At 68.1% G+C, this 25354-nt stretch carries 23 protein-coding genes; 9 read left to right on the top strand and 14 right to left on the bottom strand.

Annotated features, from left to right (window positions below; all coding sequences use genetic code 11):
• Positions 1 to 123: 123 nt before the first annotated feature.
• Positions 124 to 492, top strand: coding sequence for an outer membrane protein assembly factor BamE domain-containing protein (bamE, locus tag AC1RQF_RS11650; protein ID WP_492872095.1), 369 nt, complete (start codon positions 124 to 126; stop codon positions 490 to 492).
• Positions 493 to 573: 81 nt separating this feature from the next.
• On the opposite strand, the gene AC1RQF_RS11645 is transcribed toward bamE, so the two are convergent.
• The gene (locus AC1RQF_RS11645; RefSeq protein ID WP_273998063.1) at positions 574 to 1368 is read right to left on the bottom strand and encodes an SDR family NAD(P)-dependent oxidoreductase; all 795 of its coding nucleotides are present in this window, start codon (positions 1366 to 1368) and stop codon (positions 574 to 576) included.
• Positions 1369 to 1775: 407 nt separating this feature from the next.
• Between AC1RQF_RS11645 and AC1RQF_RS11640 the strand changes: the two genes are divergently transcribed.
• Positions 1776 to 2342: a cupin domain-containing protein gene (locus AC1RQF_RS11640; protein WP_273998064.1), complete on the top strand. Its 567-nt coding sequence runs from the start codon at positions 1776 to 1778 to the stop codon at positions 2340 to 2342.
• Positions 2343 to 2465: 123 nt separating this feature from the next.
• Here AC1RQF_RS11640 and pdxR read toward each other — a convergent pair whose 3' ends face one another.
• A complete protein-coding gene (gene pdxR, locus AC1RQF_RS11635) occupies positions 2466 to 3968 on the bottom strand; it encodes a MocR-like pyridoxine biosynthesis transcription factor PdxR (protein ID WP_273998321.1) in 1503 nt (500 codons plus the stop codon).
• A 104-nt stretch (positions 3969 to 4072) separates the two neighbouring features.
• On the opposite strand from pdxR, the gene AC1RQF_RS11630 reads away from it, so the two are divergent.
• Together AC1RQF_RS11630 and AC1RQF_RS11625 are read left to right on the top strand one after the other, a co-directional pair.
• Positions 4073 to 4741, top strand: coding sequence for a pyridoxamine 5'-phosphate oxidase family protein (locus tag AC1RQF_RS11630; protein WP_273998065.1), 669 nt, complete (start codon positions 4073 to 4075; stop codon positions 4739 to 4741).
• A 104-nt stretch (positions 4742 to 4845) separates the two neighbouring features.
• Positions 4846 to 5433, top strand: coding sequence for a LysE family translocator (locus AC1RQF_RS11625; protein ID WP_492872094.1), 588 nt, complete (start codon positions 4846 to 4848; stop codon positions 5431 to 5433).
• Positions 5434 to 5449: 16 nt separating this feature from the next.
• On the opposite strand, the gene AC1RQF_RS11620 is transcribed toward AC1RQF_RS11625, so the two are convergent.
• From AC1RQF_RS11620 to AC1RQF_RS11590, 7 genes are all read right to left on the bottom strand, one after another.
• Positions 5450 to 6274, bottom strand: coding sequence for an AraC family transcriptional regulator (locus AC1RQF_RS11620; protein ID WP_492872093.1), 825 nt, complete (start codon positions 6272 to 6274; stop codon positions 5450 to 5452).
• 83 nt (positions 6275 to 6357) lie between these two features.
• Positions 6358 to 7794, bottom strand: coding sequence for a heavy metal sensor histidine kinase (locus AC1RQF_RS11615; RefSeq protein WP_273998069.1), 1437 nt, complete (start codon positions 7792 to 7794; stop codon positions 6358 to 6360).
• Entirely contained in the window at positions 7791 to 8489 is a 699-nt protein-coding gene (locus AC1RQF_RS11610) for a heavy metal response regulator transcription factor (protein ID WP_273998070.1), read from the bottom strand. Before AC1RQF_RS11610 ends, AC1RQF_RS11615 begins: the two co-directional genes overlap by 4 nt.
• 19 nt (positions 8490 to 8508) lie before the next feature.
• Positions 8509 to 10020 (bottom strand): efflux transporter outer membrane subunit, encoded by a 1512-nt coding sequence (locus AC1RQF_RS11605; protein ID WP_492872133.1) that lies wholly within the window; start codon positions 10018 to 10020, stop codon positions 8509 to 8511.
• Between the two features lie 53 nt (positions 10021 to 10073).
• Entirely contained in the window at positions 10074 to 11309 is a 1236-nt protein-coding gene (locus AC1RQF_RS11600) for an efflux RND transporter periplasmic adaptor subunit (RefSeq protein ID WP_273998071.1), read from the bottom strand.
• 31 nt (positions 11310 to 11340) lie between these two features.
• The gene (locus AC1RQF_RS11595; protein ID WP_273998072.1) at positions 11341 to 14508 is read right to left on the bottom strand and encodes an efflux RND transporter permease subunit; all 3168 of its coding nucleotides are present in this window, start codon (positions 14506 to 14508) and stop codon (positions 11341 to 11343) included.
• Between the two features lie 137 nt (positions 14509 to 14645).
• Positions 14646 to 15509 (bottom strand): Crp/Fnr family transcriptional regulator, encoded by an 864-nt coding sequence (locus AC1RQF_RS11590; RefSeq protein WP_443111500.1) that lies wholly within the window; start codon positions 15507 to 15509, stop codon positions 14646 to 14648.
• Between the two features lie 50 nt (positions 15510 to 15559).
• Between AC1RQF_RS11590 and AC1RQF_RS11585 the strand changes: the two genes are divergently transcribed.
• Complete coding sequence (locus AC1RQF_RS11585) at positions 15560 to 16117, top strand: NADPH-dependent FMN reductase (protein WP_273998073.1); 558 nt, start codon at positions 15560 to 15562, stop codon at positions 16115 to 16117.
• Here the strand turns inward: AC1RQF_RS11585 and AC1RQF_RS11580 are convergent.
• The 4 genes from AC1RQF_RS11580 to AC1RQF_RS11565 form a co-directional block, all read right to left on the bottom strand.
• A complete protein-coding gene (locus tag AC1RQF_RS11580; RefSeq protein WP_492872092.1) occupies positions 16092 to 17246 on the bottom strand; it encodes an MFS transporter in 1155 nt (384 codons plus the stop codon). The two genes, AC1RQF_RS11585 and AC1RQF_RS11580, sit on opposite strands and share 26 nt — an antisense overlap.
• Entirely contained in the window at positions 17243 to 18469 is a 1227-nt protein-coding gene (locus AC1RQF_RS11575; protein WP_273998075.1) for an ATP-grasp domain-containing protein, read from the bottom strand. The genes AC1RQF_RS11580 and AC1RQF_RS11575 overlap by 4 nt, the downstream gene beginning before the upstream one ends.
• Positions 18470 to 18530: 61 nt before the next feature.
• Positions 18531 to 19667, bottom strand: coding sequence for a cysteine desulfurase family protein (locus AC1RQF_RS11570; protein WP_492872091.1), 1137 nt, complete (start codon positions 19665 to 19667; stop codon positions 18531 to 18533).
• Positions 19664 to 20689, bottom strand: a complete 1026-nt coding sequence (locus AC1RQF_RS11565; protein WP_492872090.1) for a hypothetical protein — start codon at positions 20687 to 20689, stop codon at positions 19664 to 19666. The genes AC1RQF_RS11570 and AC1RQF_RS11565 overlap by 4 nt, the downstream gene beginning before the upstream one ends.
• Before the next feature lie 478 nt (positions 20690 to 21167).
• On the opposite strand from AC1RQF_RS11565, the gene AC1RQF_RS11560 reads away from it, so the two are divergent.
• On the top strand, positions 21168 to 22826 hold the full coding sequence (locus tag AC1RQF_RS11560; RefSeq protein ID WP_492872089.1) for an acyl-CoA synthetase: 1659 nt from the start codon (positions 21168 to 21170) through the stop codon (positions 22824 to 22826).
• Between the two features lie 151 nt (positions 22827 to 22977).
• Here the strand turns inward: AC1RQF_RS11560 and AC1RQF_RS11555 are convergent, their stop codons facing one another.
• On the bottom strand, positions 22978 to 23409 hold the full coding sequence (locus AC1RQF_RS11555; protein WP_492872088.1) for a YqaA family protein: 432 nt from the start codon (positions 23407 to 23409) through the stop codon (positions 22978 to 22980).
• 115 nt (positions 23410 to 23524) lie between these two features.
• Between AC1RQF_RS11555 and AC1RQF_RS11550 the strand changes: the two genes are divergently transcribed.
• The 3 genes from AC1RQF_RS11550 (at position 23525) to AC1RQF_RS11540 (ending at position 25331) form a co-directional block, all read left to right on the top strand.
• On the top strand, positions 23525 to 23911 hold the full coding sequence (locus tag AC1RQF_RS11550; RefSeq protein WP_492872087.1) for a DUF2946 family protein: 387 nt from the start codon (positions 23525 to 23527) through the stop codon (positions 23909 to 23911).
• Between the two features lie 100 nt (positions 23912 to 24011).
• The gene (locus tag AC1RQF_RS11545; protein WP_492872086.1) at positions 24012 to 24935 is read left to right on the top strand and encodes a hypothetical protein; all 924 of its coding nucleotides are present in this window, start codon (positions 24012 to 24014) and stop codon (positions 24933 to 24935) included.
• Positions 24936 to 24947: 12 nt separating this feature from the next.
• The gene (locus tag AC1RQF_RS11540) at positions 24948 to 25331 is read left to right on the top strand and encodes a copper resistance protein CopC (protein ID WP_492872085.1); all 384 of its coding nucleotides are present in this window, start codon (positions 24948 to 24950) and stop codon (positions 25329 to 25331) included.
• The last annotated feature ends 23 nt before the right edge of the window (positions 25332 to 25354 follow it).

The following is a 25354-nucleotide window of genomic DNA, read 5'->3' as shown; positions in this document are numbered from 1 at the left end:
TTCCATACGCACCGGAGGCGTTTTTTTCGTTGTTGTTTTCACAAATTTAAACAAACGACCCCGGATCGTCGATTAGCATGCAGCTTTTACCTTGCGACGGCTCCGGCCGCATTGTCCCCCGGCATGCCATTTCCGACGACTCGAACTGCGCTTGTCCTTCCGTTTGCCGCCGGCATCCTGATGATGTCCGGCTGTTCGTGGTTCGGCTTTTTCGGGACCTTCTCGTACTCGCGCCTGCCGGTGCCGAAGGCGGCGTCGCATGCGGGCGCGACGCAGGAACAGGTCGTCAAGGCGGGGGGCAATCCGAACAGCGTGTGGATGGTCCGCAACGGCAGCGGCGTCTGCTACAACTACATGCTGCACAAGGGTGACGAGCGGCGCCCCTACTATGTCGTGTTCGACAAGCGAGGTGTCGTCACCCGCTACGGCTTCGCGACCTGCATGGATGCGGACCGCAAGGGCCTGTTGCGGGCCGTGACGGACGCGGGCTGAACGCGTGAAGCGCGCCGCCCGCTCATGCGCGGGGCGGCGGTACGGCCTCGCGTCCGGCCGCGGCTGCGGCGCCGCACCGGATCAGGCGAGCGTGTCGACCACGCCGCCGTCGACGCGCAGCGCGGCGCCCGTCGTCGCCGATGCCTGCGGCGAGCAGGTATAGACCACCAGATTCGCGACTTCCTCGACGCTGGCAGGGCGCTGGATGATCGAGCTGGCGCGGTGCGCGCGCACGAAATCGACCGCGGCGGCCTCCACGTTCTTGCCGTCGCGCGCGGCCTGCTCCTTCAGCATGGCCTTCACGCCGTCCGACAGCGTCGGACCGGGCAGCACCGCGTTGACCGTCACGCGCGTGCCGGCCGCGAGCTTCGCGAGGCCGCGCGAGATCGACAGCTGCGCGGTCTTGGAGAAGCCGTATTGGATCATGTCGGCCGGGATGTTGAGCGCCGATTCCGACGAGATGAACACGACGCGGCCCCAGTCGCGCGCGAGCATCCCCTTCATGTAGTGCCGCGCGAGCCGCACGCCCGACATCACGTTGACCTGGAAGTACTGCTCCCATTCGGCATCGTCGATGTCGAAGAACGGCTTCGGCCCGTAGATGCCCGCGTTGTTGACGAGGATGTCGGCGGACGGCGCCGCGTCGATCAGCCGTTGCGCGCCCGCCGCGTCGGACAGGTCGGCCACGACGCCGGTGACGGCCGCGCCGGACGCGGCCACCCGGAGGTGCGCGAGTGCGCGCTTCACCGATTCGTCGCTGCGGCCGTTGACGACGAGTTGCGCGCCCGCGCGCGCGAGCCCTTCGGCGATCGCGAGGCCGATGCCGGCGGTCGAGGCGGTCACGAGGGCGGTCTTGCCAGTCAGGTCGATGTGCATGGCGTGGTCTTGCTGCTGAAAGGGGTGGGAGGGGGCGAACGGCGAGCGGCCGGACCGATGCTTGACCGTGACCGCGCCCGGGTTCGCGCACGTCGCCGTACGGCGAACTTTTCAGGCGTGCGGCAAGGATGAGCGTACCTGAGAATGCCCGGCTTGCCCTTGCCCGTCGATTTGAGACGGAGGGCGGATCCGGCGCGGCCCGTGGTTGCCTAGAGCGTGGCGGATGAAGCGAATGGAGGCCCGTGGTTGTCCCCGTTGAGGCGAATGTTCGTTTGCATCGCAGGCAGCCGTCGATTTGGCTTTTTTGACCGGCGCGAGGCGCGGCGGGTTGGCGAGCGGTTTGCTTGAATGATATCGTTTTGCCTGAAAATAGAAGCTGTCGAGTCAATTGAGCGAATAATTGCCGCATGGCAATTTTCAATGCTTCCGATGGTTTGCGTAAGCGATGCGATGGAGAAAGAAAAATCGATCATCTGGAAAAACCGAGATCCTTCTGGATCGGCAAGTTCGGCATGATCCCTCATGTCGAGGGCGGATATTTCAAATATTTATTCGGGTCCGAGGTGTGGCGAAAGACCGCCGACGGCGAGGATCGTAGAAACTACTCCGGCATCCATTTCATGGTCACGCACGACAGTCCCTCTCATTTTCATCGGATGAAGTCCGATGAGATTTGGTGCTACCACGCGGGATCGGTGCTGACGATGCATATCATCGATGAGCAGGGCGAATATCGCACGATGCGAATCGGCCCTGATCCGGATCGGGGCGAATCCTTGTCGGCCGTGATGCGGGCCGGATGGATTTTCGGCGCCTCGGTCGATGAAGGGGATTATGGCCTGGCAAGTTGCCTGGTTGTGCCCGGCTACGATGATGCGGATTACCAGCTCCTGACTCGGTCGGAACTGCTGGAGGATTATCCGGCGTGCCGCGATGTCATCATGAAAATGGCCTGCGAGATTATTCCAAAATGACCGAAGGCATGCTCATGGGAATTCGTGGATCGACCGGATGAAATTAAAATAAAGCGGCCGATTCCGGCGCGGGCGGATACCGTGCCGGGCATTTGATCGAAACCTCGCGCATACCTCACGCCGTCACGCCGCCGGGCGCCCGGCGTTCTCCGGCCGTCCGCTGCGCGCATCGTCGATGGCCGCGCGCAGCTGCTGCACGGCGGCCGTCATGCGCTCGACCGGCACGCTGCCGTAGCCGAGCAGCAGGCCGTTGTAGCGCGCCGCGCCCGCCGCGCTCGCACAGTACTGCGACAGCGGACGCACCACGAGTCCGCGCGGCTGCGCGGCGGCGCAGACCGCGTGGTCCGCGACCGCGACGTCGAGCCGCGCGGACAGGTGCATGCCGCCCGCGCCGCCCGAGACCGTCAGGTAGTCGCCAAGGTGCTGTTCGAGCGCGGCTTGCAGCGCGTCGCGCCGTTCCGCGTAGAGCATGCGCATGCGCCGCAGGTGGCGCGTGAAATGGCCGGCCTCGATGAAATCCGCGAGCGCGAGCTGCTCGGCGAGCCGGCCGCGCGGCGACAGCGCATGGAAGATGTCGCGCAGCGCCGGCGCAAGTGCGACGGGCGTCACGACGAAGCCGACCCGCAGCGCGGGAAACATGACCTTGCTGAAGGTGCCGAGATAGATCACGGGCGCATCGTCGCTGAGCCCCTGCAGCGCCGACAGCGGCGCGCCGTGATAGCGGAATTCGCTGTCGTAGTCGTCCTCGAGGATCCACGCGCCGGCCGCGCGCGCCTGCCGCACCAGCGCGAGCCGCCGTTCGAGGCTCATCACCGCGCCGAGCGGGTACTGGTGCGACGGCGTGATGTAGATGAGCCGTGGCGGCCGCGTGCGCCACAGCGCGGGCGGCGGCGCAAGGCCGTCGGCGTCGACGGGCACGGGCTCGATGCCGAGGCCGGCGGCCTGGAAGGCGGCGCGCGCGCCGCTGTAGCCGGGCTCTTCGAGCCAGGCGGTGTCGCCGGCGTCGGCGAGCGCATGCGCGCACAGGTCGAGGCCGTGCTGGGTGCCGTCGGTGATGAAAACCTGCTCGGCCTCGCACTTCATGCCGCGCGACACGCGCAGATATTCGGCGATCACGCGGCGCAGCCGCAGGTTGCCCTCGACGGGCAGGTAGCCGAGCTGCGCCGGGCCGAGCTGCCGCCACGCGCGCTCGACGCAGCGCCGCCAGGCGGTGAGCGGGAACTGATCGAGCGCGGGCATGCCGGGCACGAACGGCAGCGGCAGGTCCTGCTCGTTGCCGAACCGCCGCAGCTCCGCGACGCGCCGCGCGAGCACGGGCGGCGCGGCGGGCTCGGGCGCGGGCGCCGCGTCCGGCAGCCCGACGTGCATCACCATCGTGCCTTGCCGCCGGCCGACCACGAAACCTTCGGAGGCCAGACGTTCATAGGCGTACAGCACGGTGTTGCGCGCGATGCGCAGCGCCTCGGCGAGCGCGCGCGACGGCAGCAGGAAGGTGCCGGGCTCCAGCGTGCCGTCGAGGATCGCCGTGCGCAGGCACGCATACAGGCGGTGCTGTTGCGAGGCGCGCGACATCGCCTCGTGGGCGTTCGCGCGTTCGAAGTTGGCCAGCAGCACGCCGTAATCCATCATGGCTCCAAGAAATCGATACGGGATGGGTCTACGCATGGTGCCATAGTTTTCTTATTGTTTCGACATGGTCAATTTTTCAACTATTAACCTGGAGCCCGAACATGTCCACCGCCCCCACCGACACCGCGGCGCCGTCGAGCGAGCGGACCCGCGTGCGTCGCGTCGCGAATCGCGCGCACTACGATCGCGGCACGCTGTACGCGATCCTCGACGACGCTTATCTGTGCCACATCGCGTTCGCCGACGAGCACGGCGTGCACTGCATTCCGACCGCATGCTGGCGCGAAGGCGACCACCTGTACATCCACGGCTCGAACGGCAGCCGCATGCTGAAGCTCGCCGCGACGGGCGCGCAGGTCTGCGTGGCCGTGTCCCACCTCGACGGCCTGGTGCTCGCGCGCTCGGCGTTCAATCACTCGATGAACTACCGTTCGGCGGTGATCTACGGCGAGTTCGAAGTCGTGCCGGACGCGCACAAGGCCGCCGCGCTCGACACCTTCCTCGAGCAGCTCGCGCCGGGCCGTGGGCAGGAGGCACGCCCGGGTAGCGCGAAGGAACTGGCGGCGACCACCGTGATGCGGATCGCGCTCGACGAGGCGGTCACGAAGATCCGCGCCGGCGGGCCGAAGGACGACGAAGAGGATCTCGTGCTGCCGGTCTGGGCCGGCGTGCTGCCGATGGGCGTCGCGCGGCTCGCGCCGGTGGTCGACGGCGCGCCGGCGGGCACGCCGGACTACGTCGCGAACTGGGGCGGCGAGCGCGGCGCGTAGCGAACGGGCAGGGCGCGCCGGCAGGGTAGTTTTGTTCAATACCGGCGCGCCGCCGCCTTCTATCCTCGGCGCTCGATCAACCCGAGCGTCACGAGGATACGTGCATGAATCTGCTGCTTTCAATGGCCGCCTTCGCCCTGGCGGCCTCGATCTCGCCCGGCCCCGTCAATCTCGTCGCGCTCGGCGCGGGCGCCCGCCACGGTTTCGCGGCCAGCCTGCGGCACGTGACGGGGGCCACCATTGGCTTCGTCGCGCTGTTCCTGCTGGTCGGGTTCGGCCTGCACGAGGCGCTCGCGCGCTGGCCGTTCCTGACGGCCGCGATCCAGTGGGCGGGCGTGGTGTTCCTGCTGCATCTCGCCCGGCGGCTCGCGATCGACGACGGCCGGCTCGGCGTCGACGCGTGCGCGGCGGCACCGTCCGCGCTCGGCGGCGCGGCGATGCAGTGGCTGAATCCGAAGGCGTGGCTGGCGTCGGCGGCGGGCATGAGCGCCTATGCGGCGAACGGCGACAGCGCGCTGGTCTGGCGCTTCGCGGCGATCTATCTGGTGGTGTGCTACGTGTCGGTGGCGTGCTGGGCGTTCGCGGGTGCCTTCCTCACGCGGCACCTGCGCGACGCGCGACGCGTGCGGCTGCTCAATCGCGCCATGGCGGTGCTGCTCGCGGGCAGCGCGATCGGCCTGCTCGGCGCGTAGCGGGCGGGCGGCGGCTTCAGCCCCGGTACTGGCCCGGCGTGGCCGCGACCCGCTTGCGAAACGCGCGCTGGAAATGCGCCTGGTCCGCGAAGCCCGCTTCGAGCGCGACCTCGGCGATCGGCCGGCCGCGCTTCAGCTGCGCGCGGCCGTAGTGGATCCGCCGATCGATCAGGTAGGCATGCGGCGTCATCCCGTAGCACGCCTTGAACGCGCGGATCAGGTACGACGGCGAGAGCCCGGCGGCCGCGCAGATGTCGTCGAGCGTCAGCGCGTCGGCGAGGTGCGCGTCGATGTAGTCGGCCGCGCGTTCGAGCCGGGGCGACGCGGCCGGCGCGCGCGGCGCGGGCGCCGGATTCAGGCTGCGCTGCACGGCCGCGAAAAACGCGACCGCGGCCTCCTGCTTGTGCAGCGGTCCCTCGTCGGGGCCGACCAGCAATTGATGGAAGCGGTTCAACCCGTCATGCAGATCGGCCTGCCACGACAGCGCGGCCGGGAACGCGTGGAAATCCTGGTTTGCGCTGAAGCCCAACTGCCGTTGCAAGCCGGCCAGCCAGCCGGCGTCGACATAGAGCATCCGGTAGCGCCACGCGTCGTCGCCGCGCGGGTTGCAGGCATGGACCTGCTCGGGATTGACGACGACCACCGCGCCCGGCCCGATCGTCTCGCGCGCGCGGCCGTTCAGATAGGTGCTGCGCCCGCCCAGCACCGTGCCGATCGAGAACGTGTCGTGCGTATGCGCGGCATAGCACAGCGAGCGACCGTCGTCGATCGCGCGGGCTTCGATGAACGGGAGCGCGGCGTCGCGCCAGAAGCGCGCTGTGGTGTGTGGGGCGGGGCTCACGCGATGCGGGTCCGGGACGGGCGCCGGGGCCGGCGCGGGTTGGCGAAACCCGTCGATGATACCCGCGTGCGCGACGGCGCGCGCTATCCCGCGCGCAATGCCGGCCGGCGCTCGCCCGGGTCGCGCTCGGCGGGCAGGTCGGGGAGCGGCGGGCGGGCGTGCGCGGCGACCGAAAAGCCGAACGTATTCCTGCCGTCGCCGCAGGTGACGAACACCGCGCCGCCGTGCATCTCGGCCACGGCCTTCACGATCGACAGGCCGAGGCCGTGGTTTTCCTCGCTGTTCGCGCGCGCTTCCTCCAATCGATAGAAACGTTCGAAGATATGGGCGCGCGCGACCGGGTCGATCGGCTCGCCCGGATTCGACACGGCGATCTCCACCTGCTCGCCGCGCGGCGTGATCCGCACCTGGAGCGTGGCGCCCGCGCGCGAATGCTGGATCGCATTGATCAGCAGGTTGGTCATCGCGCGGCCGAACAGCGACGGATCGACGGGCGCGCGCGCGTCGCCCGTCAGCTCGGCGCGCAGCTGCGCCTCGTCGAGCGGGATCTCGAGGAAGTCGAGCATGCGCGCGACCTCGGCCGCGAGCGAGACGTCGGCGAGGTCGGTCGCGCGTTCGCCGCGATCGCTGCGCGACAGGAACAGCATGTCGTTGACGATCACCCGCAGCCGCTCGAACTCCTCCAGATTCGACTGCAGCGTCTGGCGCATCCGCTCGGCCGAGCGGTCACGCGTGGTCAGCGCGACCTGGGTCTGGCCGATCAGGATGCTGACCGGCGTGCGCAGCTCGTGCGCGACGTCCGCGTTGAACGATTCGAGCCGGTCGTACGCATGCTCGATGCGCTCCAGCGCGCCGTTGAATGAACTGGCGAGGTCGTGCAGCTCGCGCGGCAGCGCGTCGGCGCACAGCCGCTGGCGGCGGTTCGCCGGGCTCAGCTCGGCGGCCTCGCGCGACAGCTGCACGAGCGGTTCGAGCCCGAAGCGCGTGACCGCGCGGCTCAGCAGCAGCGAGATCAGCGTCGCGCCCGCGATCAGCGCGGCGAGCGTGAGGCCGATGTGCCGGAGCATCTTCTGGGTGCGCTCGCAGGTGGTCGACACGATCAGCCGACCGGGCGGCCGCCCGGCCGCCGCGGGCAGCAGCGTGGTGTGGACCATCACGTCGTAGCCGCTGTCGTCGAGCCGCAGCAGCTGGAACGCGCCGGACGCCGGCCCGGCCGGCGCGCCGCGCACCGGCTGGCCGAAGCGGAACGCGGGGTTGTCGCTGTCGACCTGGTAGCGCGTGGACCCGCTCGGCGGCTCCAGGTCGGCGAGCTTCTCGTGCATGATGCGCCAGCGTTCCGGGGTGTTCGCGTGCAGCACGATCATCTCGGCGACCTTCGCGCGCGTGGACAAGGTCGCGCGCAGCTCGGCGAACAGCTGCCGCTCCATCACCGCGAACATGCCGACGCCGATCAGCGTGAAGACCAGGAACGAGGTGATGCCGAACATCACCGACAGGCGCAGCGAGATCGAGCGTTTCATAGGCGCCTCGGCTCCGGTTCGGGTTCGTCGCGCACTTCGAGCACGTAGCCCATGCCGCGGATCGTATGCAGCAGCTTGTCGCTGAACGGGCCGTCGAGTTTCGCGCGCAGCCGCTTGATCGCGGTCTCGACCACGTTGGCGTTACTGTCGAAATTGACGTCCCACACCAGCTCGGTGATGGTGGTCTTCGACAGCACCTCGCCGCGCCGCCGCGCAAGCACGCTGAGCAGCTGGAATTCCTGCGCGGTCAGGTCGAGGCGGATGCCGTTGCGCATCGCGCGGCGGCTGATCAGGTCGACCCGCAGGTCGCCGATCGAGATCAGCGTCGCCTCCTGCACGCGCGCGCGGCGCGTCAGCGCGCGCAGCCGCTCGATCAGCTCGAGGAACGAGAACGGCTTTGTCAGATAGTCGTCGGCGCCGCCGCGCAGGCCGCGCACGCGGTCGTCGACGCGGTCGCGCGCGGTCAGCATGATGACCGGCGTGTCCTTTTGGGCGCGCAGCGCGCGCAGCACGCCGAAGCCGTCGAGCTTCGGCAGCATCACGTCGAGCACGACCACGTCGTAGTCGTATTCGACCGCCTTCCACGCGCCTTCCTCGCCGTCCGTCGCGGCGTCGACCACCCAGCCTTCCTCGGACAGGCCGCTTCTCAGGTAATCGACCACCTTGGCTTCGTCTTCGACTATCAATACTTTCATATCCGTTCCCGGTTGACCGTCACGAGGCCGGCGCGGGCGTCGTGACGGTGCTGCCGGCGGCGGGGCCGCCTGCCGCAGGATCGCCTGCCGCATCCACCTCCGCCGCGCTCCAGCCGCCGCCGAGCGCCTTCGCCAGATACACCACGAGCGCGGCGCGCTGGCCGCGAATCTGCACCTGCTGGCGCTCGCTCGTCAACAGCTGCTGTTGCGCGCTGATCACGTCGATGTACGCGGCGAGCCCGCCCGCGTAGCGATCCTGCGCGAGGCCGACGAGCCGGCGCGCATCGTCGGCGGCGGCCTGTGCGCGGCGGTTGGCCTCGTCGAGCACCGACAGGCCCGTGACCGCATTTTGCACCTCCTCGAACGCAGTCAGCACGGTTTGCCGGTAGTTGGCCTGCGCAGCGGTGTAGCCGGCCTTGGCGAAGTCGACGCCGGCCGCCAGCCGGCCGCCCTCGAACAGCGGCTGGCTGATCGAGGCGCCCACCGACCATAGCAGGCTCGGCACCGTGAACAGGCTCGCGAAGCGGGTCGCGTCCCAGCCGAGGTCCGGCGCGAGCGTGATGCGTGGGAAATAGGCCGCGCGCGCGACGCCGATCTGCGCGTTGGCGGCCGCCATCGCGCGCTCGGCCGACGCGACGTCGGGCCGCCGCTGCAACAGGTCGCTCGGCAGGCCGGCCGGCAGCGGCGGGGCGGGCAGCACCTGCACGGCCGGCGCGATCGAGAACGACGGCGCGGGCGTGCCGACCAGCGTCGCCAGCGCATGTTCGTACTGGGCGCGCTGATTCAGCAGCAACTGGGCCTCGGTGTGGGTCGCGTCGAGCTGCGCCTGCTGTTGCAGCAGGTTCAGGCCGGACACCGCGCCGAGGTCGTGCTGCGCCGTCACGAAATCGAGCGCTTTCTGTTGCAGCGCGACCGAGCGGTTCAGCACGTCGATCTCGGCGTCGCTGGAGCGCAGCGCGAGGTAGGTGGTCGCGACGCTCGCGGTCATCACGAGGCGGGCGTTCGCGAGATCGTCGCCGGCCTGCTCGGCGCCGGCCCGCGCGGCCTCGACGGTGCGCCGGATCCGCCCGAACAGGTCGGGCTCGTAGCTGACCCGCGCGCCGACCTGCACGTCGTTCTGCACCGTCGAGGTGTTTTGCGTCGCGTAATTGGTGAGCGGCCGATCCGACGAGATCCGCGCGCGGCTCGCGCCCGCCGTCAGGCCGACGCTCGGCCATTGCGCGGCGGCGGCCGAGGCTAGCGTCGCCCGCGCCTGGTCGTAGCGCGCCGCGATCACCTGCACGCTCTGGTTGTGCGCGAGCGCCTCGGTTTCGAGCGCATCGAGGCGCGGGTCGCCGAATGTCTGCCACCAGTCCGGCGCGAGCGAAGCGCGCGCGGGCGCGGCCGGGCGCCAGTAGGCGTCGGCGGGATCGAGCCGCCATGCAGCCGGCGCGGCGACGTCGGGCCGATGGTAGTCGGGGCCGACCGTGCAGCCGGCGAGCGCGAGCAGCGCCGCGGCCGCCGCGAGCCGCAGCGGGCCGGGCCGGATCAGGCGGGCCGTGGCGCAGCCGGGCGCGGCCTTGCCGGCCATGTCGCGGTACGCGCTCACGAACGCGCTCCCGCGCTGGCGGCGCGCGCCGGCCTGGCGGTTTGCGCGACGGTCACCTCGTCGCCGTTGGCGAGCGAATCGCTCGGATTCAGCACGAGCCGGTCGCTCGCGCCGATGCCGCTGTCGATTTCGAGCGTCTGGCCGAGCGTGCGGGCGATCGTGACCGGATGCAGCCGGATCTGGCCGTTCGCCCCGACCACCGCGACGTTCGGGCCTTCGGCGCGGAACAGCAGCGTGTTGGCGGGAATCGTCAGCGTGCCGACGGGCGCCATCGGCAGCGTCGCCTTCACATATGCGCCGGGCAGCAGGCGGCCGTCCGGATTCGGCAGCGTGATCTCGACCTGCAGCGTGCGGCTTGCGACGTCGATCGCCTGCGCGGTGTGCGTGATGGTGCCGTCGAACTGCTGGCCGGGAAGCTCGGACTGCGTGACCGACACGTGCTGGCCGGGCTTGATCTGCTGCGCGTAGGTCTGCGGCACCTGCACGTAGAGCCGCAGCCGGTCCGCCTGCACCACCGTGAACAGCGCACGGCCGGTACCGCCGTTGCCCGCGTTGACGAGGTCGCCGACATCGATGTTGCGCTGCGTGACCACGCCGTCGATCGGCGCGACGATGCGCTGGAACCCCTTCAGCTCGGTCAGGCGTCGCACGTTCGCATCGGCGGCCGCGAGGTTCGCGACGCCCTGGTTGTACGCGCCCTGGCGATCGTCGAGTTCCTGCTGCGACACCGCATCGCGCTGGCGCAGCTGCTGCGCGCGGTCGAACGAGGTCTTCGCGAGCGCGAGCGTCGACGCGACCTGCTGGCGCTGCGCGCTTGCCTGCGCCAGCTCCTGGTCGAGTTCGGGCGTATCGAGCACGGCGAGCAGCTGGCCCTGGCGGACCCGCGCGCCGATGTCGGTCTCCCAGCGCTGCACGTAGCCGCTCGCACGCGCGTAGATCGGCGCCTCGACGTAGCCGCGCAGCGTGCCGGGCAGCGCCACGTGGGCGTCGCCCGTCGCGGTGCTCGGCTGCACGACGTTCACGTACTGGCGGGCGTTCTGCGCGGTCAGCGCGTCGAGCCGGTTGCCGTTCATCAGGTCGGCGATCACGGTGCGCAGCGCGAGCGCGGCGAGCAGCAGCCCGATCACGAGCAGCGCGAAGCGCGCGCGGGTCCACACCTGCGCGCGGGCGGGGAGATCGAGGCCGGATTCGTCGACGTGGAGGCCGACGGTGCTGTGATGTTTCTCTTCCATGGAATCAACCAGTCAATGCGAATTCAGTCGGTCAGGATGAAGCGGTCAGCCGCGCCCGGCGCTTCGCCAGACGCTGATGGACCCCGGCAAACACGAGCGGCACGAACAGCAGCGTCGAGACGGTCGCGAACAACAGGCCGCCGATCACCGCGCGGCCGAGCGGCGCGTTCTGCTCGGCGCCTTCGCCGAGCCCGAGCGCCATCGGCACCATGCCGATGATCATGGCGAGCGCGGTCATCAGCACGGGCCGGATGCGCGTCGCGCCGGCCTCCAGCGCGGCCGTCAGCGGCGGCGCGCCGGCGTCGAGCCGCTGCCGCGCGAACGCCACCACCAGGATGCTGTTGGCGGTCGCGACCCCGACCGTCATGATCGCGCCGGTCAGCGCGGGCACGCTCAGGTGGGTGCCCGTGATGAACAGCATCCAGGCAATCCCGGCGAGCGCGGCGGGCATCGCGCTGATGATGATGAGCGGATCGAGCCACGACTGGAAGTTCACGACGATCAGCAGGTAGACGAGCACGATCGCCATCGCGACCCCCGCGCCGAGGCCGAGGTACGAGGTGCGCATGGTCTCGACCTGGCCGCGCATCACGATGCTCGCGCCGCGCGGCAGCGTGTCGCGCGCGCGGTCGACCAGCTTGCCGATGTCGCCCGCGACCGAGCCGAGGTCGCGGCCCTCGACGCTCACGTACAGATCGATCACGGGCCGGATGTTGTAGTGGCTCAGGATCGCCGGCGTGACGCCCTGGCGGATCGACACCAGGTTCGCGAGCAACTGGTACGGCGCGCCCGCGCGGGTGCTGGCCGACACCGGCGTCGCGAGCAGGTCGCCGACCGACGCGACCTGGTATTGCGGCGTCTGGATCGTCAGCGGGTACTGTACGCCGGTCTTCGGGCTGACCCAGAACGCGGGCGTGGTCTGCGTGCTGCCCGACAGCGAGATCAGCATGTTCTGCGCGACGTTCTGCGCGGACAGGTTGAGCTGCTGCATGCGCGTGCGATCCATGTCGGCGGTCAGGAGTGGCGTGTCGTTGCGTTGCAGGACGTGCGCGTCGACCGCGCCGGGAATCGCGCGGATCTGCTTCATCAGCCGGCTGGCGATCGCGGTGTTGGCCGCGAGGTCGTCGCCCTGGACCTGCACGTCGATCGCCGCTGGCTGCCCGAAGTTCAGGATCTGCGTGACGATGTCGGACGGCTGGAAGAAGAACTCGATGCCGGGGAAGCGTGCGGGCAGGAGCGCGCGCAGCTGCTCGACATAGCGTTGCGCGGGCCGGTGGCCGGGCTTCAGCGCGATCATGATCTCGCCGTCGAGCGAGCCGATGGTGCCCGAGTTGCTGTACGACAGGTTGATGCCGCTGACGGGCAGGCCGAGGTTGTCGACGATCGTGCCCAGCTCGCCCGCGGGCACCACCTCGCGCACCACCTGCTCGACCTGATCGGCGAGCCGCGCGGTTTCCTCGATCCGGTAGCCGGTCGGCGCGCGCATGTGCAGGCGGATGTTGCCGGCGTCGACGCTCGGGAAGAAATCCCGGCCGAGCGCGAACACGAGGCCCGTCGACAGCACGCAGAAGCCGAGGAAGGCCGTCGCGTAGACGCGCCGGCGCACCAGCAGCACGCTCAGCAGCACGATGTACGACGCGCGCAGCCGCTCGAACGCGTGGTCGAAGCCGTGGTACAGGCGCGCGAGGCGCGATGGCTTCGCGTGCGGATCGGGCGCGGCGTGCCCGCGGAACAGCAGCAGCGCGAGGGTCGGCACCAGCGTGCGCGACAGCACGTAGGACGCGAGCATCGCGAACACCACCGCCTCGGCGAGCGGCACGAACAGGTAGCGGGCGACGCCCGTGAGGAAGAACATCGGCACGAACACGATGCAGATGCAGAGCGTCGACACGAAGGCCGGCACCGCGATCTCGCCCGCGCCTTCGAGGATCGCCTCGCGCAGGCCGGTGCCGAGATGCAGGTGGCGCTCGATGTTCTCGATCGTCACGGTGGCGTCGTCGACCAGGATCCCGACCGCGAGCGCGAGCCCGCCGAGCGTCATGATGTTGATGGTCTGGCCGAGCGCCGACAGCGCCAGCAGCGAGGTGAAGATCGACAGCGGGATCGAGATCGCGATGATCAGCGTGCTGCGCCAGTTGCCCAGGAACAGCAGGATCATCATCGCGGTCAGCAGCGCGGCGATCAGCGCCTCGTGGATCACGCCCTGGATCGCCGCGTCGACGAACACCGACTGATCGAACAGCGGCGTGATCTTGAGATCCTCGGGCAGGGTCGGCTCGATCGCCGGCAGCAGCGATTTCAGCGTGTTGACGACCTGCAGCGTCGAGGCGTCGCCGTTCTTCAGCACCGACACGAGCACGCCGCGCTGGCCGTCCTTGCGCACGATGTTGGTCTGCGGCGAGAAGCCGTCGCGCACGTGCGCGACATCCCCGAGATAGATGGTCGCGCCGTTCGCGGTCTGCACCGGGATCCGGTTCAGTTCGGCGACGGTGTCGGGGGAGGCGTTGGTGCCGACCTGGTATTCGGTCTGGCCGATCTTCGCGGTGCCGGTCGGCAGCACCAGGTTCTGCACGTTGACCGCGCTGACGATGTCGGCGGGCGTGAGCCCCTTCGCGGTGAGCGCCTGGGTGTCGAGGTCGACCGCGATCACGCGGGTCCGGCCGCCGTACGGATAGGGCACCTGCGCGCCGGGGATCGTGATCAGCTGCGGCCGCAGGAAGTTCATCGCGACGTCGGCGAGGGCCTGCTCCGACATCGAATGGCTCGACAGGCCGAGCTGGATCACCGGAATGCTCGACGCCGAGTAGCTGATGATGAGCGGCGGGGTCGCGCCTTGCGGCATCTGCCGCACGATCGCCTGCGCGGACGACACCGTCTGCGCGATCGCGGTCTGGGTGTTCGCGCCGGGCTGCAGGAACACCTTGACGATGGCGATGCCGGGCAGCGTCTGCGATTCCAGATGCTGGATGTTGCTGACCGTGGTGGTCAGCGTGCGTTCATGCACCGACGTGATGCGGTTCGCCATCTCCTGCGCGGACAAGCCGTTGTAATTCCAGATCACGCTGATGACCGGGATGTCGACCGACGGCAGCACGTCGGTCGGCGTGCGCATCAGCGCGAGCGGGGTGGCCAGCAGAATCATGATGGCCATCACGATGAACGTGTACGGGCGCCGGAGCGCGAGGTCGACAATCCACATGGGAAACGGCAGGAGCGGTGGGAGGGAGCGGGCGGCGCGTTACGGTGAATGGATACGCATGATAAAGAACAGGTCCGGACCGAAGGCTGACGCCAAAATGGCGGAATTGTCAGGTTCGGACGGCGCGCCCCTGCGCGTCAGATCTGCTCCATGCCGAACGCGGCGAGCCGCGCCAGATCGACCACCGTAATCTGGTTATAGGCGATCCGCAGGATGCCGCACTGCTCGAGATGGCGCAGCGCCTGGTTGACCCGCTGGCGGGACACGCCGGCCAGCATGCCCAGTTCCTCCTGCGAGATCGCGAGCGACGGGCCGGTGTCCGGATACAGCGCCGGGTTGAACAGCTGGGAGAGCGATTGCGCGACGCGCGCCTCGACGTCGAGCAGGCGGCTGTTCTGGATCGAGGCGATGAACTCGCCCATGCGGTTGTTCAACTGACGAATCACGAAGCCGGTGAACGGCAGGCTCGTGTCGAGCAGCGCGTGGAAGGTGGCGGTCGGTACGTAAAGCACCAGCGAGCGCTGCATCGCGATCACGTCGTACTTGCGCAGTTCGCGCTTGATCACGCTGCCTTCGCCGAACCAGCCGCCCGACGGCACGCCGGAGAAGGTGCAGCCGCGCCCCGCGACGTTGTGGATCGCGAGCTTGACGAGCCCCTCGTGCACGCCGATCCAGTAGTCGGAGGGGGCCTGGCGGCGCGCGATACAGTCGCCGGCGTCGTGGTGCTCGGCGTGCGCGTCGGCGAGGACGAGGGCCTGGTGCTCGGGGGCGAGGGGAGTGAACCAGCCGCAGCGGGCGAACAGCGCGGGCAGGGCGTCGGTGGGGGGCGCATCCGCGCGGAGATCGGACATGGCGTGGCGTAGGCGGGCACGGGGGAGCCGCGCGGAGCGGCGGGTAGGGGCATCATATCGAAGATCGGAAGCGGGGCCGTGACGAATGCCGCCTGCGGGCGTGGCAGACCCGGTGGTTCGTATAATGCGGACGGCAATGCTCCGACGAATGGAATGCCGCCACCTGACACCTTCTCGACCGGGATATACCCCAGACCTGCATGAAGATCCTGGCTATCTCAGGCAGCACGCGCGAGGCATCGACCAATACCACCCTGCTGGCGGCGATGCGCGCGTGCGCGCTGGCGGGCATGACGGTGTCGGTTTTTCATCGACTCGACACCTTGCCGGTTTTTTCGCCCGATGCGCAGGGCGAGCGGACGCCCGCCGCCGTGACCGCGTTCCTTGAACGGGTATCGGCGGCCGACGGCATCGTCATCGCGAGCCCGGAGTATGTCCGGGCCATCCCAGGCGGCCTCAAGAATGCGATCGACTGGATGGTTGCCCGGTTCGAGGTCGTCGGGAAGCCCATTGCGCTCGCGCATGCATCCCATCGGGGCGACGCTATGCTGACTTCGCTGAGGCTCGTGCTGTCGACGGTCAGCGATCGGTTCCTGGAACACGTGTTCGTGCGGATACCGCTGATCGGGAAGTCGCCGCAGGAGGCTGCGGCGATATTGCGCCTGCCGGAGCACGAGGCGCGGATGGCGGGGTTTCTGGCGGCGTTGGCGGCTGAAATCCGCGAACCGGGCGTCAGGACGCCGCCTGCGATGCCGTGAGGCGCGTATTGATCTCGATGGTGCGGGCCCGCACCGCACGCATCAGGAGCATCGCTGTCCCGAGCGTCGCCGCGGCCAGTATGCAAACGAGGCGCGGCTGAGGGCATATCCACAGCAAGGCCTGAGCGCCGGCTTCTCCGATTGCCCCGGCTACCCAGATGAAGCCGAAGTAGCGGCTCCGCGCCTGTGCCGGGGCGTGCTCGGAAACCAGGTGGTAGAGCACGGGGATCGACATGAATTCGCCGATGCTGAGGACGACGACGCCCGCCCCGACCGCCAGGTCATTGGGTGAAACCCCTACCGCAAGGACGCCCGCCGCCGTCAAGCCGAGCCCGATCGACACGCTGCGCCAGGCGATTCCTGCGCTTGCCGGCCGGCGCATCGTCCATAGATAGGCGAACAGGACCGTCGCTGAATTCAACCCGAGCCAGATGTTGCCCCGCGGGCGCAATCCCAATTCCGCGGCGATCAGCGGCGCGCTGGAAAAGATCATGGTGTAGCACGCCCAGATCGCGGAAAAGAGCGCAAATACCTTGATGAAAAAAGGATCCCGCAACGGCGCGAACCAGGATGTCGATCCGGGTTGGCCCGGAGTCCGTTGCGGCGCGACGGGTATGGCGAGGACGCCTGCCACCGCGATGCTCAGCGGAAGCAACAACCACAGGCTGGTGCTGCCGAGACTCGGCCACAGCAGGAGCGGGCCGGCCATGGCGCCCACGTTGATCAGGAGATAGTGCGTGGAAAAAGCCCGGCCGCCCTGCTTGCCCGAGACCTGACTCAGGATCGAATACACGGCGGGATTCAGTATTCCGCCGCCGATTCCGGCGATGCCGCCCGCCGCAAACAGCGTGAGCGGCGTATCGGCCTGACAGAGCGCCGTCAATCCGAGCGCCTGCACGGCCGAACCGAAGGCGATCACGAGGCGGCCTGGGTAGCGGTCGGCGAGAAAGCCGCCCAGTAAGGGGAACAGACGGTAAAGAAAGATCTGGATGACGAAGAAGAGGGCAAGGCCGGCATCGCTTAGCCAGCCTGCTTGCCACGCGGACAGAGGTTTGTTCGGCGTGATCGCGAAGAACAGGAGCTTGTCCAGTCCGTGAAAGACGAGCAGCGTCCAGAGCGGCCGGTTCATTGCACGGTCCTGACCACGAGTTCACGGAGGATGGATTGTATGCGTGCCGCAGCTTGCTCGGCGGTATCGCCCTTCACGATGACGAAACCAATTCGATCGCCGGAGTTTTCAGGGGGGCGGATTCGATCTCCGGGCCGCTTTTCGAGCCCGGACCGGACGACATAGTCTCGTCGCGTCATGTCTTCCCAGCCATCCACGCTTTTCAGAATGCCGTCGCCCGGGGCGACGACGAAACCTATCGCTGCGGCGTGGCCGTGATGGGCCGGCGCCGCATCGCCGTTGCCGAGCAGGGCGTTGAGGTGAAGCTGGAAGAGGTTGACGCCGGTTGCGAGCGGTATCAGGTCCGTCGTGATGTGATCCCCGCCGGGTCGCGGATTCGTCTCGATGATGCGAGGCCCGGTCGAGGTCCACTTCAGTTCGATGTGGAATACCCCGTCGTGCAGGTCGAGTGCCTGCGCCGCGGATCGGGCCGCGGCGATGAGCGCTTGCCGTTGCGGCTCGGACACCCGCGCCGGGAAAACATGCCCCAGTTCGACGAAGAAGGGGGGCGGCGTCACCCATTTCTCCGTCACGCCGGCAAACCGGACCGCGCCGTCGACCATCGCCAGTTCGACGCTGAATTCAGGGCCGTCCGCGAACGCCTCCAGCAGATATGTCTTGCGACGGACGAGGCCGAACATGCCGAAGTCCGTTTGCTCGAGATGGAGCCAGGCTTGTTGCAGGGCGTCATCGTCGCTCAACAGCGCGACGCCTCTGCTGGAAGCGGAGCTTGTAGGCTTGATCACCAACGGATAGCCGATGCGGCGCGCGGCGGCCTGCGCCTCGCCGATCGTCTCGACGAGCGCGTAATCGAGCGAAGGTGCGCCCGCCGCTCTATAGGCGAATCTGGCGAGGTCTTTGTGCACGCCTCTTTCAGCCGCGAGCGGAGCGACTCCGCGTAGGCCAAGCAAGGACGCCAGTTTCGCGGCCGTGGTCGTGACGAATTGGTTTCCCGCGACCACGGCCGAGATTGACGACAATCGGCCGGCATCGCCGAGCGTGCGCCAGATGGCATGCTCGTCGTTCACTGGGCACACCAGCACGCCGTCCACGTGCCGGCGATACCGATGCTGGTCCGGGAGCGATGCGTCGCTGGTCACGACCCAGCACGCCAAGTGCATGTGCCGCGCTGCTTCGAGGTAACCGATGCCGAAGTAGCACGGTTCGATGACGAGGATTTCCATCAGTGTTCTCGGTTCGACGGGGTGGTGCTTGTCATGGGCAGGTATTCGGGACGTTCGGTACTTAGGCGCAGCCGGATGCATGGCCTATCTGGATGATGTGCGCGGCCAGGTTGTCGACCTCGTGGAGCGTTGTGGCCGAAGAAAACGAGATCCGGATCGTGCTGTTGAGCCGTGAGGGAGGAATCCGCATCGCGGACAGCACCCGGGACGGCGCATGCGACTGACTGCTGCACGCCGAGCCCTGCGAGACGCAGAAACCCGATGCGGCGAGGTCCGCGACCATCTGTCGGGACGGTACGCCGGGAAAGGCCAGCGCCAGGATGTAAGGCGATGCGGCTTCAGCGGGAATCAGCCGTTCGAAGGCGATGCCGGCTTGTGCCAGACAACTGGTCAAGTGGTGGGCGAGCGCACTGACATGAGCGAGTTTCTCGATCGGGTTATGCGTGGCTTCCCCTAATGCTGCGCCGAGCGAGCCAATCCCGTATACGTTCTCGGTGCCGGGTCGGTAGGCCTGCTCCTGGGCACCGCCGTACATGAGCGGCATGAGCTTGAACCGGCCGTTCAGATAGAAGCAACCGACACCCTTGTCGGCGCCGATCTTGTGACCGGACATGAACATTGCGTCGACGACGTCGAGATCGAGCGGCCAGTCCAGCTTGGCGAAATGCTGTACCGCGTCGCATACGACTAGGATGTCCGGGTCCACGCGTTTGACCTCGCGGGCGACTTCATTGATGGGCTGGACGGCACCCGTTTCGTTGTTGACGGCCATCAGGCAGAGCATCGCGGTGTTCGAGTCGATCAGCGCCGCGACATCGGGCGTTGCGACGACGCCGTCCTGCGTCACCGGCAACTCGCGCACAGTGTGCCCATGCGCTTTCATCGCGTGGACGGTTTGGTAGACGGCTGGATGCTCGATCGCGGAAACGACGATCTCGGTACGGGCACTCCCTTGACGTCGGAGGGCTGACAGATACCCCTGAATGAGCAGGTTGGCGGATTCGGTCGCCCCCGATGTGAAATAGATCCAATCAGCGCGGCATCCGAGATGAGCGGCGATCCGGCTTCGGGTATCGCTGATGATGTGGCGGGCCTGCCTGCCAGCGGCGTGAATGCTGGAAGGATTGCCGGAGAACCCGCCGGGCCGGATCTGCGGCAAGACCTGCATCGACGCGGCGTGATCGAAATACCTGTTCATGCGTATTGTTCTCCGGTTGACTCGGGCTTCGAATAAAGCGTCATGGCGTGGAATATCCCGAGCGCGTCCAATGCATCGACGAAAGTTTTCCAGGATGTGTCGTATCGTCTCAAGCGAGCGGAACTCAGGAGTGAGATTTCCGGCGTGGCGGATAGGTGCGGAAAGATGATTTGCAGGAAGGTGCGCGACATGTCGCGTTGCACGACGTTGGCTGCTACGACGCCGCGCAGTACTTTTTCGCCGATGTCCGGGTCATCGTGTCTGCTGTAGAGGCAGATGTGATCGCTGGACTCGTCGTAGTTGAGGAGAAGCCCGCCGTAGGTGGCGGGGCAGAGGACCCCGGTGCTTTTTTCGTAAAGATTGATTAGCCCGCGTCTGAGCAGGCGGGTCATCGGTCTCGCGATGATGTCTTCCTCGCAGTCGACGTGATCGGGCTGCTTCCATTCGTTCTGTCCGTAGTAATCGTCCTCGCTGGCGCAATCGAGGAGAAACGGCACGCTGACGGCTAGGCGATCGCCATCGAGGCTGGTAAGCAGAACAGCTTGTTCCTCTCGATAGAACGCTTCAGGCGTCGATGCACGGAGCGCCCTGGCCTTCAGTTTCTTCAAGGCCGCTGAAAACCGATTGCTATTCCTTGTCTGGAGCGTGACGGAAACCTGATCGAGTTCGATGGGCGTGAGCCGATGTAGATATTCCGGCGGTAAAACAGCGGACCAACTCCGCTGCGAAACGGCTGCGGCCAATGCTTCCCTTTTGCTCCCGTCCCCGAGCAGGCGCGATGTGTCGGAGAGGCAAATGCTCAGAATCGCTTTTCGACCCTCGGCGGTCAGCCGGCGGCTGATCGCGATGCCGAGTTCCAGCGTCTCCAGCGTTGAGGCGCTGGGCCCGGCGACTTCGCCAAATGAGAACCCCTGGTCGCACCCGCGGATAGGGAGGTGCCCGCAATCAATAATGATCCGCTCCCGCAGACACGAAATGAGCCGACTTATTTCATTCCATCGAGGCATTTTTTCCAGGTCCAATTTCCGCTCCCAATATGAGCGCTCCGTCGTGGATAAGGTATTTGAGAATGCGCGAAACAAAGGAGCGTGAGGTTAGTGCGTGGCTGAAAGATATTCGCTTGCGTGGACCGATATATAGAAAGAAGACCGCGATTTTGGCTGGTGCGATCGTAGCCAGGAAAACTTCACTTGTCTTTGGTATTGGTTCGAAAATAAGATGAATCCACGGTTATCCGCGCACCGGGATTTCCGGGTTTTCCACGAGCGTGCAGGCGGAGCGCGATCTTGTCGGAGGAAACGGACCGAGGTGTCTCAGTTCGTCGGTTCCGGGTCGGGCGGGCGGCAAGCGGGATGACGTCCACCGTGGCCGGGTTTGTCGTTCCGATGACAGACGGCCGGCCGATCGGGTCGCTACACTCGCGGGCTATCGGGCCCGGGCCCGCTCACACCCATACCAATCATTGAAAAATCGAGGCCGCCTGCCTCGCAGGAGACACACATGACGCAGCGATTCGAGGAAGGGCTGGGCCGGCGCGACGCGAACTACGTTCCGCTCACGCCGATCGATTTCATCGCGCGCGCCGCCGAGATCTACGGCGACCGGCTCGCGGTCGTCCACGGCGACGTGCGGCGCAACTGGCGCGACACCTACGCGCGCACCCGCCGCCTGGCGAGCGCGCTGCGCAGCGCGGGCGTCGGCCCGGGCGACACGGTCGCCGCGCTGCTGCCCAACATCCCCGCGATGGTCGAGGCGCATTTCGGCGTGCCGATGGCGGGCGCGGTGCTCAACGCGCTGAACACGCGGCTCGACGTCGCATCGATGCTGTTCATGCTCCGGCACGGCGAGGCGAAGCTGCTGATCGTCGACACCGAGTACGGCGAACTCGCGCAGCGCGCCGCACAGGAACTGCCCGGGCTCGTGATCGTCAGCGTCGCCGACGCGCAGCCCGCCGACCCGGACCGCTTCGACGCGGCGCTCGACTACGAGGCGTTCGTCGCGACGGGCAACCCGGACTACGCGTGGACGCCGCCCGCCGACGAGTGGGACGCGATCGCGCTCAACTACACGTCCGGCACGACGGGCGACCCGAAGGGCGTGGTCTACCACCATCGCGGCGCGTATCTGGCCGCGCTCAGCAACATCCTCGAATGGGACATGCCGAAGCACCCGGTGTATCTGTGGACCTTGCCGATGTTCCACTGCAACGGCTGGTGCTTTCCGTGGGCGGTGGCCGCGCGCGCGGGCGTCAACGTGTGCCTGCGCCGCTTCGAGGCGCAACGCGTGTTCGAACTGATCCGCGCGGAGGGCGTGACCCACTACAGCGGCGCGCCGATCGTGCAGAGCGCGATCGCCAACGCGCCGGCCGCGTGGCGGGCGGGCATCACGCACGCGGTGCATGCGCAGGTCGCGGGCGCGGCGCCCGCGCCCGCCGTGATCGCGAAGATGAAGGAGATCGGTTTCGTGCTGACCCACGTTTACGGGCTCACCGAGACCTACGGGCCCGCCTCGGTCTGCGCGAAGCAGGCGGAGTGGGACGCGCTCGGCGACGACGAGGTCGCGCGCCTGAACGCGCGGCAGGGCGTGCGTTACCACCTGCAGGCGGGCGCGACCGTGCTCGACCCGGATACGCTCGCGCCGGTGCCGGCCGACGGCGAGACGCTCGGCGAGATCATGTTTCGCGGCAACATGTGCATGAAGGGCTACCTGAAGAATCCGCGCGCGACCGAGGAGGCGTTCCACGGCGGCTGGTTCCATACCGGCGATCTCGGCGTGCTCGCGCCGGACGGCTATATCCGCATCAAGGATCGCCGCAAGGACATCATCATCTCGGGCGGCGAGAACATTTCGAGCATCGAGGTCGAGGATGCGCTGTACCGGCACCCGGCCGTTGCAATCGCGGCGGTGGTTGCGCTGCCGGATCCGAAGTGGGGCGAGGTGCCGTGCGCGTTCGTCGAACTGCGCGAGGGGATGGAGGCGACCGAGGCGGAGATCATCGCGCATTGCCGCACGCTGCTCGCGAGCTACAAGCTGCCGAAGGCGGTGCGCTTCGGCGAGCTGCCGAAGACCGCGACCGGGAAGATCCAGAAGTTCCAGCTGCGCACGCAGGTGGGCTCGGGGCAGGCGATCGATCTGGCGGGCGACGGAAAGCAGGGGTGAGGCATCGTGCCGGCCTGCGGCGGCGCGGGGCGGCATCGGCATGGCGTGCGGGTCGATCGCGACGCGGGCGGCGTTGCCCGCGCGATGCGCCGGGCGCGGCGGCCGTGCGGCTTGTCGCGTACGAAGCGGGCCGGGTGCGGCGCGCGCGTCGTCAAGGCAGGATCAGCCACGCCACCACGAGATACCGCGCGATCTTCGCGCACGCGACGATCGCCAGGAACGTCGGCAACGGCTCGCGCAGCACGCCGGCGATCACGGTCAGCGGATCGCCGATCACGGGCGCCCAGCTGAGCAGCAGCGACCAGCGCCCGTAGCGGCGATACCAGCGTTCGGCGCGTTCGAGCGCGGCGGGCTTGACCGGAAACCAGCGGCGCGTGCGGAAGTGTTCGATGAAGCGGCCGAGCACCCAGTTGAGCGCCGAGCCGGCGATGTTGCCGGCGCTCGCGACGGCGATCAGCAGCCACGGAGCTTGCTTGCCGGCGATCAGCAGGCCGGCCAGCAGCGCTTCGGATTGCAGCGGGAACAGGGTCGCGGCGAGCAGCGACGCGGCGAACAGGCCGCCGAGGGTGAGGAACGTGGACATCGGGCGATTGTAATGGGCGGTGACATGGGGTCTCGCCGCGCCTTGTCCGGCGGGGCCGGCGCTTCCCGGCCGCGTGTCATAATCAGCACCCCCTCCCATCCGGTCCCGGGCCATCGTGACGCACGCGCGTTTACCGTTTCGAAAGCCAGGCAGCTGGCTCGGCCTGCTCGCGATCCTGCTGATCGCGCTGGCGCCGACGGTGTCGCAGCTGCTCGCGCAGCATGGCCGCCTCCACCGGATCCTCGATACCTACTGTTCCGCCTCGCCGATCGAGCGCGCCGTCGAAAGCCATGCGCACGCCGGCCACGCGGTGGCGTCGCATTGGGAAGCGTGTCCGTATTGCGGCCTGTTCGCCCACGCGCCGGTGCTGCCCGGCGTGGCGCGCGCACCCATCGGCGCGGTTGCGGCGAGCGGGTTCCTGGTGCTGCCGGCGGCGAGCGCCGTCCGGCTCGCGCCGCTGTTCAGCCGCGCCCACGCGCGCGCGCCGCCCGAACCGGCCTGAGATCGCCTTCCGGCATCCGCGTTCGCGCACGGCGACGCGGCGCGCCGTCGCCCGCACGCGGCGGCGCGATCCCAGCGCACGACACAGGAGCAGTACCCTCATGCAAGAACTTTTCAAGCGTTATGCGGCGCCCGCGCGCGCCTGCCTGCTGGCGGCCGGCGCGGCCGCGGGCTTCGCGGCCCCGATGACGGCCGCCGCCCACGCGGTGGTGGGCGACCGCGTGTTTCCCGCCACGATGGCCGTCGACGACCCGGGCGTCGGCGACGAATTCGACCTGCAATACGGCCACATCAAGAGCCCTGCCGACGGCGGCGGCGACATGAACGTGAACACCGTGTCCTATGAGTGGGACAAGCTGATCACCTCGGACCTCGGTTTCAGCGTCGCGGGTTCCTATGTCGGACAGAACGCGCCGGACGGCGGTTCGGCGCGCGGCTGGGACAATCTGACGGTCGGCCTCAAGTACCTCGTGTACCGCAGCGCGCCGCACGAATTCATGTTGTCGGCGGGCGTGCTCGCGGCGCTCGGCGGCAGCGGCGCGAAGTCGATCGCGAACGCCTACTCGACGATCACGCCGACCGTCTATTTCGGCAAGGGTTTCGGTGATCTGCCCGCGTCGCTGGCCTATCTGCGGCCGCTCGCGCTCACGGGCGAGATCGGCCCGAACCTGACCACCGCGCGCAGCGCGCCGAACTCGCTCGACTGGGGCCTCACGCTCCAGTACAGCATCCCGTACCTGCAGTCGCAGGTGAAGGACCTGGGCCTGCCGCAGCCGTTCGCGAACCTGATCCCGGTGATCGAGTTCCCGATGAACACCTGCACTGGCAGCGGCTGCTCGGGCACGGCGACGACGGGCACGATCAACCCCGGGCTGATGTGGATGAACCACTACGGCCAGTTCGGCATCGAGGCGCAGATCCCGCTGAACCGGGCATCGGGCTCGCATCCGGGCATCCTGTTGCAGGCCCACGTCTATTTCGACGACGTGCTGCCGCATTCGCTGGGTCAACCGTTGATTCACTGAGGAGACGCGATCATGAGGTCAGGGAGACATCTCGACGTCGGCGCGCGCATCGCGCGCGGCGCCGCCGCGCTGCTGCTCGCGACGGGCGCGCAGTGGGCCTGCGCGCATGCGTATCCGGTTCACCAGACGCCGGGCGCGGGCGCGAGCGTGGCCGCGCCCGCGCAGGTGGCGATCGAGTTCGACGACGCGCTTGAACCCGCATTCAGCTCGATCGCGGTGACCGACGCGGCCGGCAAGCCGGTGACCGCCGCCAAGGCCGTGGTCGATCCGGCGGATCGCAAGCACCTGTCGCTGGCGGTCGGCGGTCTCGCTCCGGGCGTGTACGCGGTCGCGTGGGTGGCGGTCGCGGTGGACGGGCACCGCACGCAGGGGCACTACACGTTCACCGTGAAGTGAAGTGAGGGGGCGGCGCGCCCGCC

The sequence above is a fragment of the Burkholderia sp. GW821-FHT14F03 genome (genome assembly GCF_058803765.1).
Note: the sequence above shows the minus strand (reverse complement) of the source record. Positions and strands in the feature narration are given on the sequence as shown.

Excerpts from the sequence above, each read along its gene's own strand:
- AC1RQF_RS11545 (WP_492872086.1), top strand. The coding sequence starts at position 24,012 with ATGCAAGAACTTTTCAAGCGTTATGCGGCGCCCGCGCGCGCCTGCCTG.
- AC1RQF_RS11585 (WP_273998073.1), top strand. The coding sequence starts at position 15,560 with ATGAAGATCCTGGCTATCTCAGGCAGCACGCGCGAGGCATCGACCAAT.
- bamE (WP_492872095.1), top strand. The coding sequence starts at position 124 with ATGCCATTTCCGACGACTCGAACTGCGCTTGTCCTTCCGTTTGCCGCC.
- AC1RQF_RS11555 (WP_492872088.1), bottom strand. The coding sequence starts at position 23,409 with ATGTCCACGTTCCTCACCCTCGGCGGCCTGTTCGCCGCGTCGCTGCTC.
- AC1RQF_RS11560 (WP_492872089.1), top strand. The coding sequence starts at position 21,168 with ATGACGCAGCGATTCGAGGAAGGGCTGGGCCGGCGCGACGCGAACTAC.
- AC1RQF_RS11610 (WP_273998070.1), bottom strand. The coding sequence starts at position 8,489 with ATGAAAGTATTGATAGTCGAAGACGAAGCCAAGGTGGTCGATTACCTG.
- AC1RQF_RS11600 (WP_273998071.1), bottom strand. The coding sequence starts at position 11,309 with ATGGAAGAGAAACATCACAGCACCGTCGGCCTCCACGTCGACGAATCC.
- AC1RQF_RS11570 (WP_492872091.1), bottom strand. The coding sequence starts at position 19,667 with ATGAACAGGTATTTCGATCACGCCGCGTCGATGCAGGTCTTGCCGCAG.
- AC1RQF_RS11630 (WP_273998065.1), top strand. The coding sequence starts at position 4,073 with ATGTCCACCGCCCCCACCGACACCGCGGCGCCGTCGAGCGAGCGGACC.
- AC1RQF_RS11575 (WP_273998075.1), bottom strand. The coding sequence starts at position 18,469 with ATGGAAATCCTCGTCATCGAACCGTGCTACTTCGGCATCGGTTACCTC.
- AC1RQF_RS11625 (WP_492872094.1), top strand. The coding sequence starts at position 4,846 with ATGAATCTGCTGCTTTCAATGGCCGCCTTCGCCCTGGCGGCCTCGATC.
- AC1RQF_RS11615 (WP_273998069.1), bottom strand. The coding sequence starts at position 7,794 with ATGAAACGCTCGATCTCGCTGCGCCTGTCGGTGATGTTCGGCATCACC.
- AC1RQF_RS11540 (WP_492872085.1), top strand. The coding sequence starts at position 24,948 with ATGAGGTCAGGGAGACATCTCGACGTCGGCGCGCGCATCGCGCGCGGC.
- AC1RQF_RS11645 (WP_273998063.1), bottom strand. The coding sequence starts at position 1,368 with ATGCACATCGACCTGACTGGCAAGACCGCCCTCGTGACCGCCTCGACC.
- AC1RQF_RS11595 (WP_273998072.1), bottom strand. The coding sequence starts at position 14,508 with ATGTGGATTGTCGACCTCGCGCTCCGGCGCCCGTACACGTTCATCGTG.
- AC1RQF_RS11640 (WP_273998064.1), top strand. The coding sequence starts at position 1,776 with ATGGCAATTTTCAATGCTTCCGATGGTTTGCGTAAGCGATGCGATGGA.
- AC1RQF_RS11580 (WP_492872092.1), bottom strand. The coding sequence starts at position 17,246 with ATGAACCGGCCGCTCTGGACGCTGCTCGTCTTTCACGGACTGGACAAG.
- pdxR (WP_273998321.1), bottom strand. The coding sequence starts at position 3,968 with ATGGATTACGGCGTGCTGCTGGCCAACTTCGAACGCGCGAACGCCCAC.